The organism is Stenotrophomonas testudinis, assembly GCF_024499815.1.
GTDB lineage: Bacteria > Pseudomonadota > Gammaproteobacteria > Xanthomonadales > Xanthomonadaceae > Stenotrophomonas.
The window spans coordinates 1-12,629 of sequence record NZ_JAMOKY010000061.1; the positions used below are offsets into that span (position 1 = coordinate 1).

The window sequence follows — 12,629 nt, forward strand, 5'->3', positions numbered from 1 at the left end:
GACACAAAAAATCCGATGCCAGAAGACTGGCATCGGATTCTGATTGGCCCAGCTGCTTAAGTGAACAGCATTACGCCATTGGCGGGCCTTGTTGTTTATGCACACCGCACGTGGAAAGCGATGGGAAATTGGTGTGGACAAGTGGGCGCGAGCATTGCGCCGCAGGCGTTTCCGGGCGTGGTGGTTTTTTGTCCACGGCCCCGGTTGTTTTCCACACGGGACGTGGAGAGCGATGGGAACTTGATGTGGACAAGTGGGTGCGAGCGTTACGCCACAGGCGTTTCCACGCGTGGTGAAATTTTGTCCACGGCGTGGCTGCACTGATCGGCGTCGGAGCGCTTTTCCGTGGAAAGGGATCTGACCCCGCGGTTTTCCACACCGCGCGTGGAAAGCGGTGGGGGTTTGGTGTGGACAAGTGTGTGCGAACGTTGCGCGGCAGGCGTTTCGAAGCGTGGTCATTTTTTGTCCAGCGCACAAACCGATGCCGGAAACGCGAACGCCCCGCTCGAGGCGGGGCGTCCGGGGTCGATCCGTTGCAGCGGGATCAGACGTTGAAGCGGAAGTGCAGCACGTCGCCTTCCTGCACGCGGTATTCCTTGCCTTCCAGGCGCAGGCGACCGGCTTCCTTCGCGCCGGCTTCGCCCTTGTACTTGATGAAGTCGTCATACGCGATGGTTTCAGCGCGGATGAAGCCCTTCTCGAAGTCGGTGTGGATGACCGCGGCGGCCTGCGGGGCGGTGGCGCCCTTGCGTACGGTCCACGCACGGACTTCCTTCACGCCAGCGGTGAAATAGGTCTGCAGGCCCAGCAGGCTGTAGGCCGCGTTGATCACGCGGTTCAGGCCCGGCTCGCTCAGGCCGAGATCGGCCAGGAAGGTGTCGCGGTCTTCGTCGTCGAGCTGGGACAGCTCTTCTTCGATCGCGGCCGACACCGGCACCACCTGCGCGCCTTCGGCGGCGGCATGGGCGCGCACGGCGTCCAGGTGCGGGTTGTTCTCGAAGCCGTCTTCCAACACGTTGGCGATGTACATCACCGGCTTCAGGGTCAGCAGGAACAGGTCACGGACCAGCGCCTTCTCTTCCTCGTCCAGGCCGACCGAGCGACCGGACTTGCCGTCGGCCAGGGCAGCCTGCAACTTGGCCAGCACCGGCTTGCGCGCGGCCGCTTCCTTGTCGCCACCCTTGGCGGCGCGCTCGGCGCGGTTCAGTGCCTTCTCGACGCTGTCCAGGTCGGCCAGGGCCAGTTCGGTATCGATGGTTTCGATGTCCGAGATCGGGTCGACCTTGTTGTTGACGTGGATGACGTCGGCGTTCTCGAAGCAGCGCACCACGTGGGTGATCGCATCGACTTCGCGGATGTGCGCCAGGAACTTGTTGCCCAGGCCTTCGCCGCTCGCTGCACCGGCCACCAGGCCGGCGATGTCGACGAACTCCACCGCGGTCGGGATGACCTTCTGCGGGTTGATGATCGCCGCCAGCTCACCCAGGCGCGGGTCCGGCACCGGCACGATGCCGACGTTCGGTTCGATGGTGCAGAACGGGAAGTTCGCCGCGGCGATGCCCGCCTTGGTCAGCGCGTTGAACAGGGTCGACTTGCCGACGTTGGGCAGGCCGACGATGCCGCATTTGATACCCATGGGTGACAGCTCTCTGGGGTGAAAGTGATTGGGGAAGCAGCGAGGTGGGCGCTGCTTTTCCAATCATTCTCCGTACCGACCAACGGTCGGTACCGGACCGGTTACTTCGGGGTGTGCAGCCGCTTCATTGCTTCGTTGAAATCGCCCTGTACCGCCAGCGGCAGCACGTCGATGGCGTCGTCGATGGCGCGGGCGATCAGCACGTCGTCGTCCTTGGACGGACGGCCGAGCACCCAACCCACCACGCGGTCCTTGTGGCCGGGATGGCCGATGCCCACGCGCAGGCGATGGAACTTGCCGTGGCCGAGCAGGCGCATGGTGTCACGCAGGCCGTTCTGGCCGCCGTGGCCGCCGTCGAACTTCAGCCGTACCACGCCGGGCGGCAGGTCCAGTTCGTCGTGGGCCAGCAGGGTTTCCTCCGGCTCGATCTTCCAGAACCGCTGTGCGGCGGTGACCGACTTGCCGCTGAGGTTCATGAAGGTGGCCGGCTTCAGCAGCCACACGGTCTGCCCGGCGATCTCGACCTTGGCGGTCTCGCCGAACAGCTTGCTGTCCACATTCCAGCGTGCACCGGCTTTTTCAGCCAGGGCCTCAACGAAATGAAACCCGGCATTGTGCCGGGTCCGGGCGTGTTCCGATCCGGGATTGCCCAGACCGACGATCAGTCGCAGTCCTGCCATGGTTCCTTCCAGAACGGTGCCTGCCCGGAGGCAGGCACCGCTACGGTATTACTCGGCAGCCGGAGCTTCAGCGTCGGCAGCGTCTTCCTTGCCGTGCTTGGCGGTGACGATGGCGTCGTCGTGGTCCTTGCCCAGCGCCAGGGCCGGGATTTCCACGCCCTTCGGCAGCTTGATGTTGGACAGGTACACCACGTCGCCAGCATTCAGGGCGCCCAGGTCGACTTCGATCGACTCCGGCAGGTCCTTCGGCAGGCAGCTGATGGTGACTTCCTTCAGTTCGTGGGTGACCACGACGTCGGCAGCCTTGCCAGCCGGCGAGGTGTCTTCGTTGATGAAGTGCAGCGGAACCGAAGCGGTCAGGGCTTCGTTCTCGTTCACGCGCAGGAAGTCCAGGTGCATGATCAGCTGCTTGTACGGGTGGCGCTGCATGTCACGCAGCAGCACGCGCTCGACCTTGCCATCCAGGTTCAGGTCCAGGATGGAGGCGTAGAACCACTCGTTCTGCTGGGCCAGCCAGATTTCGTTGTGGTCCAGGCTGATGGCGACCGGCTCGGCGGTGCCGCCGTACACGATGGCCGGGATCACACCAGCGTGACGCAGGCGGCGGCTCGCACCCTTACGCTGCAGTTCACGCTTGGTGACCTTGATTTCATGGGTCTTCGACATTTTCGACTACTCAGGTTGTTGCCTTGCCTTGCGGCTCGGCGATTGAAGATGCTTCCGCGACCAGAAGCACCTGGGGGGTGTCCCTACCGTTGCCGGCAGGGACGAAAAAATCAGTCGACGTACAGCGAGCTGACCGATTCGCCGAAAGCGATGCGGCGCATCGTTTCGGCCAGCATTTCCGCCACGCTCAGCTGGCGGATCTTGTTGCACACCCGCGCTGCGTCCTTCAGCGGGATGGTGTCGGTCACCACCAGCTCGTCGAGCTGGGAATTGGTGATGTTGTCCACCGCCGGGCCCGACAGCACCGCGTGGGTGCAGTAGGCGGCGACCTTGAGCGCACCGCGCGCCTTGAGGGCAGCGGCAGCGGCGCACAGGGTGCCGGCGGTATCGACGATGTCATCGACCATGACGCAAGTCTTGCCTTCGACGTCACCGATGATGTTCATCACGGTGGAGACGTTGGCACGCGGGCGGCGCTTGTCGATGATCGCCAGGTCGGCGTCATCCAGGCGCTTGGCCACCGCACGGGCGCGGACCACGCCGCCCACGTCCGGCGAGACGACGATCAGGTTCTCGGTGCCGTAGGCGCGCCAGATGTCGGCCAGCAGCAGCGGGGACGCATACACGTTGTCCACCGGGATATCGAAGAAGCCCTGGATCTGGTCGGCGTGCAGGTCGACGGTCAGCACGCGATCAGCGCCAGCGGTGCTGAACATCTTGGCCGCCAGCTTGGCGGTGATCGGCACGCGCGAGGAACGCATGCGGCGATCCTGGCGCGAGTAGCCGAAGTACGGCACCACGGCGGTCACGCTGGCCACCGATGCGCGCTTGAGCGCGTCGATCAGGACCAGCAGTTCCATCAGGTTTTCCGCGCTCGGCGCCGAGGTCGGCTGGATCACGAAGACGTCCTGCTTGCGGACGTTTTCTTCGATCTCGACCTGCACTTCACCATCGGAGAAGTGCGAGACCAGTGCCTTGCCCGGGCGGACTCCCAGTTCCTTGCAGATGTTCTGCGCCAGACGTTTGTTGGCGTTGCCGGAAAATACCAGCAGGTTCGGGGACTCTTGCATCATGATTGTCTCGGGCGGGGACGAGTGGCGGGGATCCGGTAGCGGCAAGGACCGCTGCGGCCCCTGCTGCTTACAACACCGCGGCTGTTTCCACGTCCCGCGCAGTGATGCGCTGGATGGCGCGGACGCAGCCGCATTGGCAGGGGCGGGAGGATTCGAACCTCCGAATGCCAGGATCAAAACCTGGTGCCTTGGGCCTCTTGGCGACGCCCCTGCATTGATGAATCAGTGTTGCTCGAGTGCATCCAGCAGTGGCGAACGTGCAACGCCCGCGGCCACCCTTGCCCGCAACTCCTTCGGCAACTCCGCTCGCCCCTGCTCTGCGGCAGCCTGCGAATCGAACTCGACGAAACAACCACTTCCGGACCCGGTCAAACGTGCCTGGCCTATGCTGCTCAACGCGGCAAGCACCGCCTCGACGGCAGGCTCGCGGCGGCGCAGCACCGGCTCGAACACGTTTCCGACCAGAGCGCCGGAAGCGAAGTCGTCTATTTTCGCCTGTGGGCAGTCGCGCGTCAAATCCGGGTCAGCGAACAGCGCCGGGGTGGGGACATGAACGCCCGGCTCGGCAATCACATACCAGGCCGGCGGCAGGGCCACCGGCTGCAGGCGCTCGCCCACGCCCTCGGCCCAGGCGTTGTGGCCGCGCACGAAGACCGGCACATCGGCGCCCAGGCGCAGGCCCAGTGCAGCCAGCGCCTCCTCGTCCAGGCCGGCCTGCCAGAGCCGGTTCAGCACCACCAGCACGGTGGCCGCATCGGACGAGCCACCGCCGAAGCCGCCACCCGCCGGAACATGCTTTTCAACGACGATATCTGCACCCTGACCGATGTTGGCAGCCGATTGCAGCAACCTGGCCGCACGCACCGCCAGATCATCGGCCTCGGCAACACCGGCCAGGCCCTCGCCCTGCCGTCGCACCTGGCCATCGTCGCGCAGGCGCAGGCCGATGCGGTCGCCCCAGTCCAGCAGGCGGAACACGGTCTGCAGCTCATGGTAGCCATCGGCGCGGCGGCCGGTGATGTGCAGGAACAGGTTCAGCTTGGCCGGGGCCGGCCACCAGGACCAGCCATCGGCGTCAATCTGCGCGGTCATGGCGCGTCGGTGCCCCACTGGTCGACCAGCAGGCGCACCTTGGCGTCCTCGCGGCTGGTGGCCTCGATGCGCCGCGGCAGGGCCGGGCTTCCTTCCTGGGCCGGATACCAGTCCAGGTACTGGATCAGCCAGCCGGCCTGCTGCATGCGCCGCGGGCGGCCTTCGGCATCGCGCTCCACGCTGCTCTCGCCGGAACCGCGCAGCACCAGGCCACGGGTCCAGTCGGACAGTTCATTGACCGGGATATCCCAGCCGGTGGCATCCAGCAGCAGCTGGCGGGCGTCATCGCCGGCGCGCGGGCCATCACCGAGCCCCTCCAGGCGTGCCCCGCCCTGTACCGAATCCCCCTGCAGGGTCCAGCTCTGGCGGGTGACAGGCGCACTCAGCTGGATGCGGTATTCGCTGCCCTGCTGGACCCAGTCGATGCGGCCGCTGCCACCATTCTTTCCCTTGCTGACCGCGACCCGGCCATGGAAGCTGTAATCAGGCTGCGCGCGCAGCGCCTGCACGCGGGCTTCCTCGGCGCGCTCGGCGGCCGGCGACACGGTATAGACCACGTCCGGAGCCGGCGTCTTCTGCGTGCCCACGCTGGTACAGGCGCTCACCGCCAGGGTCACGGCCACCAGCAGCAGCGGCCGGATCATGGAAACACTCATGGATTGAATTTCTCGCGGGCGCGCAGCAGCGCGCGGTTTTCAGGGTCGAGCTTGGCCGCTTCCTCGAAGAAGTGGCGGGCCTCGTCGTGCCTGCCGAGCACCCACAGCACCTCGCCCACGTGGGCGGCGATCTCCGGGTCGCGGGACAGCGTCCAGGCACGGCGCAGCTGCACCAGGGCTTCGTCGTTGCGGCCCAGGCGATACAGCACCCAGCCGTAGCTGTCGACGATGGCCGGGTTGTCCGGCTCGGCCACCCGCGCGCGGTCGATCAGTTCCAGAGCTTCCTGGTAGCGCTTGGTGCGGTCGGCCAGGGTGTAGCCCAGCGCGTTCAGCGCCGGCACGTTCTCCGGATCGGTCACCAGCACCTTGCGCAGGTCGGCCTCGGCGCGGGCGATGTCATCACGCCGCTCCCAGGCCAGGGCGCGGGCGTACAGCAGGCCGTTCTCGTCCGGATAGGCCGCCAGGCCACGGGCCAGCGCATCCAGTTCGCCCGGCAGGTCGTCGGCGCGCTGGCGCAGCTCGGCTTCCAGCAGGTAGGCATCGCGGCGCACGTCGTCATCGACCATGGCATCGGACTGGATGGCATGCACCTCGTCCAACGCCAGCGCCTGCCGGCCGGCCAGGCCCTGCGCATTGGCCGCGCGCAGGCGCGCCTCGTTCAGTTCGTCGCCGCCCGGCACGCTGTGGTACCAGTTCACCGCCTCGGGGTAGCGCTTGAGGTACTCGGCGATCTTGCCCAGCAGCAGGCGCTGCGCCGGGTCCGGCTTGGCGGCCTGCCGCGAGAGCTCGTTGTAGAGGCCCGACAGTGCGGCGGTGTCGCCCTGCTTGGCCAGCAGCGAGGCGCGCATGCCCCAGGTCTGCACGTTCTGCGGGCCGACGGCCAGCACCCGCTCGGCGGCGGCCGGCTGGCCCAGGCTGTCATAGGCGATGGCCACGGCGTTGCGCAGCTCCGGGTCCTGCCGGGTCTTCGGCTCGACCCCCTGCAGCAGCGCCAGCGCCTGCGCGGTCTGCCCGGCCTGCTGCAGTTGGCTGGCACGCAGCAGGGCTACCCGCGGCTCGTCCGGGAAGCGCTTCACCACTTCGTCGATCATGCGCCGGGCCAGCTCGGGCTTTTCCATGCGCAGGGCCAGCCGGCCGAATTCCTGCCAGGCCTCGATCTTCGGCGGAATGGCATTGGCATCGACCAGCTCGCCCAGCACCTGCGCCGGCACGGCCGGGTCGCGGCCACCGCCCATCAGGGCGGCCAGCGCGAACTTCCAGCCGCGATCGTCGGGGTCGGCCAACAGGGCCTGCAGCTCGGTGCGCGCGGCCTTCACGTTGCCCTGGCGCATCGCCAGCGCACCGGCGGCACTGCGCATGGACAGCGAGCCGGGGGCGCGCTTCTCCCACAGGGCGAGGCCCTTGGCGGCGCTGGCGTCGTCGTTGGCCAGCATGGAGATGCGGGTGGCCCGCTCGGCCAGCCCGGCATCGCCGGCGGTCTGCTCGGCCGCCTGCAGGTACCAGTGCGCGGCGTCCGCCAGCTTGCCGGCCTGCAGGGCGAATTCACCGGCCATCACCGGTTCCAGGGCCAGTTCCTCGCTGGCCGGGCCCCGTGCGGGGGCCTTGGCCGGCGCCGCCGCCAGCACCTGGCTGAAGGCCAGGGACAGCAGCAGAACACTGGGGATGCGAATCAATGCGGGCATCGTCGGCATCGGGGCCTTAAAATGTCGTCCAATGGCCAGCAGCTTATCGCAAGCAACTGAACAATGACCCTGTGGGTGCTCGGACTGAATCACCAGACCGCACCGGTAGAGCTGCGCGAACGCGCGGCCTTCGCCGGTGACGCGCTGCCGCGCGCGCTCGGTTCGCTGCGCGATACCCCGCAGATCGCCGAGGCGGTCCTGCTTTCCACCTGCAACCGTACCGAGCTGTACGCGGTGGCCGATTCGCCGCAGGCGCTGGACCAGTGGCTGCACAGCCAGGCCGGCGACCTGCAGGGCTACCTGTACCAGCATGCCGACGCCGATGCGGTGCGCCATCTGTTCCGGGTCGCCACCGGCCTGGATTCAATGGTGCTGGGCGAGCCGCAGATCCTGGGCCAGGTGAAGGATGCCTGGTCCACCGCGCGCGATCACGGCCTGCTCGGGCAACGCCTGGACCGGCTGTTCCAGCAGACCTTCTCGGTGGCCAAGCGTGCGCGCACCGATACCCAGGTCGGCGCCAATCCAGTCTCGGTCGCCTCGGCCGCGGTGCGCTTGGCGCAGAACGCGTTCGCCCGCCTGGATGATTCCACGGTGCTGCTGGTCGGTGCCGGCGAGACCATCGAGCTGGCTGCACGGCACCTGAGCGAAGGCAAGGTGCGCCGCCTGCTGATTGCCAACCGTACCCTGGCCCATGCGCAGGAACTGGCCACCCGCCACGGCGGCGTGGCGCTGCCGCTGACCGAGCTGGAACGCCATCTGGCCGAGGCCGACGTGGTGTTCTCGGCCACCGCCGCGCGCGAACCGGTCATCCACCGCGAGATGGTGGCCAAGGCCCTGCGCGCGCGCCGGCACAAGCCGATGCTGCTGTTCGACCTGGCCGTGCCGCGCGACATCGAGGCCGAGGTCGGCACGCTCAACGATGCCTTCCTGTACACCGTCGATGACCTTGAGCGCGCGGTGGAAGACAACCGCCGCGGCCGTCGCGAGGCGGCCGCCGAGGCAGAGGCGATCATCGACCTGCAGGTCTCGCGCTTCGTCGAAACTCTGCAGGCCAGTGCCCACCAGGCGCCCCTGCGGCAGCTGCGCGCCTTCGGCGAGGCCACCCGCGCCGAGCTGCTGGAGCGTGCGCGGCAGCAGCTGGCCAATGGCAAGCCCGCCGACGAAGTGCTGGAACTGCTGGCCCATGGCCTGACCAACCGCCTGCTGCACCCGCCGACCGCCGCCCTGCGCGCGGCCGCGCTCAGTGGCGACGCCGACCTGACCCGCGCCGCCGAGCGCCTGTTCCCGGCCACGCCGGGCTACCGCCACCCACCCGTGAGACCCGATGACGCCGACCCTGCGCCGTAAGCTGGAAGCGCTGGCCGAGCGCCGCGAAGAACTGGAACGCCTGCTCGCCGAACCCGACGTGGTCGCCGACAACAACCGTTTCCGCGATCTTTCGCGCGAATTCGCCCAACTTGAACCGGTCGCCACTGCCCTGGCCGACGAAGCCCGTGCCAAGGCGGACCTCGCCGCCGCCGAAGGCATGCGCGCCGACCCCGACCTGCGCGAGCTGGCCGACGAGGAGATCGCTGCCGCCCAGGCCCGCCTGCAGGAGCTGGAACAGGAACTGGCCCTGCTGCTGGTACCGCGCGACCCGCGCGACGAGGGCAACCTGTTCCTGGAAGTGCGTGCCGGTACCGGCGGCGACGAAGCGGCGATCTTCGCCGGCGACCTGTTCCGCATGTACGCCCGCTATGCCGAGCGCCAGGGCTGGAAGGTCGAGATCGAATCGGACAGCCCCGGCGAACACGGCGGCTACAAGGAAGTGGTGGCACGCGTGGTCGGCCGCGGCGCGTTCTCGCGCCTGAAGTTCGAATCGGGCACGCACCGCGTGCAGCGCGTGCCGGCCACCGAATCGCAGGGCCGCATCCACACCTCGGCGGCGACCGTGGCGATCATTCCCGAAGCCGACGAGGTCGATGACATCGTCATCAACCCGGCCGACCTCAGGGTGGATACCTACCGCTCGTCCGGCGCCGGCGGCCAGCACGTCAACAAGACCGAATCGGCCATCCGCATTACCCACGTGCCGACCGGCGTCGTGGTGGAATGCCAGACCGAGCGCAGCCAGCACGCGAACCGCGACAAGGCGATGAAGCGGCTGAAGGCGCAGCTGCTGGATGCCGAGCGCCAGCGCCAGGACGCGGCGCAGGCCGAATCGCGGCGCCTGCAGGTGGGCAGCGGCGACCGCAGCCAGCGGATCCGCACCTACAACTTCCCGCAGGGCCGGATCACCGACCATCGCGTGGAAGGGCTGACCCTGTACGACCTGCCCAACGTCCTGTCCGGCGACCTCGACGCCCTGCTGCAGCGCCTGAGCCACGAGCACCAGGTCGACGCGCTGGCCCAGCTGTCGGCGGGCTGAGCCGATGTCGGCCTGGCAGCAACGACAGCAACTGCAGCAGGCGCTGGCACGCCAGCCCGGTGATTTCATCGCCTGGGTGATGCTGGCCGATGTTGAACTGGAAGCCGGTGACATCGCAGCCGGCGAACAGGCGGCGCGGCGCGCCCTGCAGCTGCGGCCGAACCATCCCGAAGCCCTGGCCCGGCTTGGCCGGGTGGCGTGGATGGTCGGCGCCCACGCCGATGCGGCACAGCTGCTCGGCCAGGCCTCCGCGCTGGCACCGGAACACCCGGGCATCGCCCTGTGGCTGGGCCACGCGCTGGAAGATGCCGACGATGCCGAAGGTGCCGCCGAAGCCTATCGCCGCGCGCACACGCTGCTGCCCGGCGAACCGTATATCGCCGCGCAGCGCCTGGCCTGGCAGCGCCGCCTGTGCGACTGGCAGGACGTGGACGCGCTGGCCGCACAGGTGCGTGCCGCCGTTGCTGCTGGCCAGGGCGTGGTCGAGCCGTTCGCCTTCCTCAGCGAGGACGCCAGCGCCGCCGAGCAACTGGCCTGCGCCCGCATGCGTGCCGCTGCGGTGGCCGCGGCCGTGCGCCCGCTGCCGGCGGTGCCGGTGCGTGCACGTGGCCCGCTGCGCATCGGCTTCCTTTCCAATGGATTCGGTGCGCACCCCACCGGGCTGCTGACCGTGGCCCTGCTGGAGCAGCTGCAGGCCGACCCGGCACTGCAGCTGCACCTGTTTGCGCTGAACCGCGATGACGGCAGCCGCATCCGTGAGCGCCTGCAGACCGCGGCGCGCCTGCACGACGTGGCCGGCCAACGCCATGCCGAGACCGCTGCACGGATCCGCGCGCAGGGCATCGACCTACTGTTCGACCTGCGTGGCTGGGGCGGTGGCGGCGCGCCCGAGGTGCTGGCCATGCGCCCTGCCCCGCTGCAGCTGAACTGGCTGGCCTACCCCGGCACATCCGGCGCACCGTGGCTGGATGCGGTGGTCGGCGATGCCTTCGCCCTGCCGCCGGCACTGGAACCGCATTACAGCGAACGCGTGCTGCGCCTGCCGCGCGCCTTCCAGCCGTCCGACAACACCCGCGTGCTGGAACCTGCACCGACCCGCGCCGACTGCGGCCTGCCTGCGCAGGGCGTGGTGTTCTGCTGCTTCAACAACAGCTACAAGCTCAACCCGCGCAGCATGGCCCGCGCCTTCGCGGTACTGCAGGCGGTGCCGGGCAGCGTGCTGTGGCTGCTATCCGGCCCGGGCGAGGCCGATGCACGCCTGCGTGCGTCGGCACAGGCGGCCGGCGTGGATCCGGCAAGGCTGGTGTTCATGGCCAAGCTGCCGCACCCGCAGTACCTCGCCCGCTATGCGCTGGCCGACCTGTTCCTGGACACACACCCTTACAACGCCCACACCACCGCCTCCGATGCGCTGTGGGCCGGCTGCCCGGTGCTGACCTGCCCCGGCGACACCTTCGCCGCGCGCGTGGCCGGCAGCCTCAACCATCACCTCGGCCTGCCGCACATGAACGTAGCCGACGATGCCGCCTTCATCGCCACCGCCAGCGCCCTGGGCAACGACCCGACGGCCCTGGCCGCGCTGCGCACCGAGCTGGCACAGGCGCGCGGGCGCAGCGGCGTGTTCGACATGGCCGGTTTCGCCGCGGATCTGTCGGCCCTGCTGCAGGCATTGGCGCGCGAACACGGCTGGGTAGACGCAGCCGGGTAGCGTCGACACCGCCTCGGCAACCACTGCGCTACGCTCGGGCTTCCTTCCAGCGTGGTGCAACGATGGGCAAGCTCAAGCGCAAGGAGTACGACGAACTGCTGCAGCCGCTGCAGCTGGAGCTGACCGCGATGGCGCGCTGGGTGCAGCACAGCGGGCAACGCCTGCTGGTGCTGTTCGAGGGCCGCGATACCGCCGGCAAGGGCGGCGCGATCCAGGCCATCAGCCAGCATCTCAACCCGCGCCAATGCCGGGTGGTGGCGTTGCCGAAGCCGACCGACCGCGAATCGACGCAGTGGTATTTCCAGCGCTACGCCAGCCACCTGCCGGCGGCGGGCGAGATCGTGCTGATGGACCGCAGCTGGTACAACCGCGCCGGCGTGGAACGGGTGATGGGCTACTGCAGCGAGACCGAGTACCAGCAGTTCCTGCACCAGGCACCGGTGTTCGAGCAGCTGCTGGTGGATGACGGCATCCTGCTGTTCAAGTACTGGCTGTGCGTGGATCAGGCGCAGCAGGAAAAGCGCTTCGAGGAGCGCCACAGCGATCCGCTGAAGGGCTGGAAGCTGTCGCCGGTGGATCTGAAGTCACGCAGCAAGTACAGCGCCTACACCGAGGCACGCGAGGCGATGCTGCGGGCCACGCATCGCGATGCGGCGCCGTGGACGCTGGTGGATTTCAACGACCAGCGGATGGGGCGGTTGTCGCTGGTGCGCAATCTGCTGGACCGGCTGCCGGATACGCGGGTGGATGAACCGGTGCTGGATCTGCCGAAGTTGAAGGGCAAGCTGCATGTGGAGCACTACGACGTGCTGCGGCCGATCGAGGATTTCCCGGTCAAGGATTAGGGGTGGTTCGGCAGGGCTGCGCCCTGCACCTGCGGTAGTGCCGGCCGCTTGCCGGCAACCTCAAGATCAGGAGCGGCATTCCGTGGGATGGCGGGGCGCTGTGGGTGTGCGGGGACGCCGTGAACCCATCCATGGGGGCTTGGTCGCCGCATCCATGCGGCTCACACCCCGCAAACCCACAGTG

The 12,629-nt window shown here is 68.2% G+C and carries 11 protein-coding genes and 1 tRNA gene; 4 read left to right on the forward strand and 8 right to left on the reverse strand.

Annotation, left to right across the window (positions count from 1 at the left end; genetic code table 11):
* Positions 1 to 544 precede the first annotated feature (544 nt).
* The 8 genes from ychF to NQ204_RS19040 all read right to left on the reverse strand — a co-directional run bounded on the left by ychF (position 545) and on the right by NQ204_RS19040 (position 7,485).
* Complete coding sequence (gene ychF / locus NQ204_RS19005) at positions 545 to 1,636, reverse strand: redox-regulated ATPase YchF (RefSeq protein ID WP_079220741.1); 1,092 nt, start codon at positions 1,634 to 1,636, stop codon at positions 545 to 547.
* Between the two features lie 101 nt (positions 1,637 to 1,737).
* Entirely contained in the window at positions 1,738 to 2,316 is a 579-nt protein-coding gene (gene pth / locus NQ204_RS19010) for an aminoacyl-tRNA hydrolase (protein ID WP_256644656.1), read from the reverse strand.
* A 48-nt stretch (positions 2,317 to 2,364) separates the two neighbouring features.
* A complete protein-coding gene (locus NQ204_RS19015) occupies positions 2,365 to 2,982 on the reverse strand; it encodes a 50S ribosomal protein L25/general stress protein Ctc (RefSeq protein ID WP_108767841.1) in 618 nt (205 codons plus the stop codon).
* A 110-nt stretch (positions 2,983 to 3,092) separates the two neighbouring features.
* Positions 3,093 to 4,052, reverse strand: coding sequence for a ribose-phosphate diphosphokinase (locus tag NQ204_RS19020; protein WP_116863896.1), 960 nt, complete (start codon positions 4,050 to 4,052; stop codon positions 3,093 to 3,095).
* Positions 4,053 to 4,189: 137 nt separating this feature from the next.
* Positions 4,190 to 4,266, reverse strand: a tRNA-Gln gene (locus NQ204_RS19025).
* Between the two features lie 11 nt (positions 4,267 to 4,277).
* Complete coding sequence (ispE, locus tag NQ204_RS19030) at positions 4,278 to 5,147, reverse strand: 4-(cytidine 5'-diphospho)-2-C-methyl-D-erythritol kinase (RefSeq protein WP_116863888.1); 870 nt, start codon at positions 5,145 to 5,147, stop codon at positions 4,278 to 4,280.
* A complete protein-coding gene (gene lolB, locus NQ204_RS19035; protein ID WP_256644657.1) occupies positions 5,144 to 5,803 on the reverse strand; it encodes a lipoprotein insertase outer membrane protein LolB in 660 nt (219 codons plus the stop codon). Before lolB ends, ispE begins: the two co-directional genes overlap by 4 nt.
* Positions 5,800 to 7,485 carry a tetratricopeptide repeat protein gene (locus NQ204_RS19040; protein WP_256644658.1) on the reverse strand — a complete coding sequence of 562 codons (1,686 nt, stop codon included), beginning with the start codon at positions 7,483 to 7,485 and terminating at the stop codon, positions 5,800 to 5,802. Before NQ204_RS19040 ends, lolB begins: the two co-directional genes overlap by 4 nt.
* 63 nt (positions 7,486 to 7,548) lie before the next feature.
* Here NQ204_RS19040 and hemA point away from each other — a divergent pair, with 63 nt between their 5' ends.
* From hemA to ppk2, 4 genes are all read left to right on the forward strand, one after another.
* Positions 7,549 to 8,832 (forward strand): glutamyl-tRNA reductase, encoded by a 1,284-nt coding sequence (gene hemA, locus NQ204_RS19045; protein WP_108767837.1) that lies wholly within the window; start codon positions 7,549 to 7,551, stop codon positions 8,830 to 8,832.
* Entirely contained in the window at positions 8,810 to 9,892 is a 1,083-nt protein-coding gene (prfA, locus tag NQ204_RS19050) for a peptide chain release factor 1 (RefSeq protein ID WP_108767836.1), read from the forward strand. The genes hemA and prfA overlap by 23 nt, the downstream gene beginning before the upstream one ends.
* A 4-nt stretch (positions 9,893 to 9,896) precedes the next feature.
* Complete coding sequence (locus NQ204_RS19055) at positions 9,897 to 11,600, forward strand: O-linked N-acetylglucosamine transferase, SPINDLY family protein (RefSeq protein ID WP_256644659.1); 1,704 nt, start codon at positions 9,897 to 9,899, stop codon at positions 11,598 to 11,600.
* Positions 11,601 to 11,662: 62 nt separating this feature from the next.
* Positions 11,663 to 12,445, forward strand: a complete 783-nt coding sequence (ppk2, locus tag NQ204_RS19060) for a polyphosphate kinase 2 (RefSeq protein WP_256644660.1) — start codon at positions 11,663 to 11,665, stop codon at positions 12,443 to 12,445.
* Positions 12,446 to 12,629 lie beyond the last annotated feature (184 nt).

What these genes read in the sequence shown, in the direction of transcription:
- ychF (WP_079220741.1), bottom strand. Translation starts at nt 1,636, where the DNA reads ATGGGTATCAAATGCGGCATCGTCGGCCTGCCCAACGTCGGCAAGTCG.
- pth (WP_256644656.1), bottom strand. Translation starts at nt 2,316, where the DNA reads ATGGCAGGACTGCGACTGATCGTCGGTCTGGGCAATCCCGGATCGGAA.
- NQ204_RS19015 (WP_108767841.1), bottom strand. Translation starts at nt 2,982, where the DNA reads ATGTCGAAGACCCATGAAATCAAGGTCACCAAGCGTGAACTGCAGCGT.
- NQ204_RS19020 (WP_116863896.1), bottom strand. Translation starts at nt 4,052, where the DNA reads ATGCAAGAGTCCCCGAACCTGCTGGTATTTTCCGGCAACGCCAACAAA.
- ispE (WP_116863888.1), bottom strand. Translation starts at nt 5,147, where the DNA reads ATGACCGCGCAGATTGACGCCGATGGCTGGTCCTGGTGGCCGGCCCCG.
- lolB (WP_256644657.1), bottom strand. Translation starts at nt 5,803, where the DNA reads ATGAGTGTTTCCATGATCCGGCCGCTGCTGCTGGTGGCCGTGACCCTG.
- NQ204_RS19040 (WP_256644658.1), bottom strand. Translation starts at nt 7,485, where the DNA reads ATGCCCGCATTGATTCGCATCCCCAGTGTTCTGCTGCTGTCCCTGGCC.
- hemA (WP_108767837.1), top strand. Translation starts at nt 7,549, where the DNA reads ATGACCCTGTGGGTGCTCGGACTGAATCACCAGACCGCACCGGTAGAG.
- prfA (WP_108767836.1), top strand. Translation starts at nt 8,810, where the DNA reads ATGACGCCGACCCTGCGCCGTAAGCTGGAAGCGCTGGCCGAGCGCCGC.
- NQ204_RS19055 (WP_256644659.1), top strand. Translation starts at nt 9,897, where the DNA reads ATGTCGGCCTGGCAGCAACGACAGCAACTGCAGCAGGCGCTGGCACGC.
- ppk2 (WP_256644660.1), top strand. Translation starts at nt 11,663, where the DNA reads ATGGGCAAGCTCAAGCGCAAGGAGTACGACGAACTGCTGCAGCCGCTG.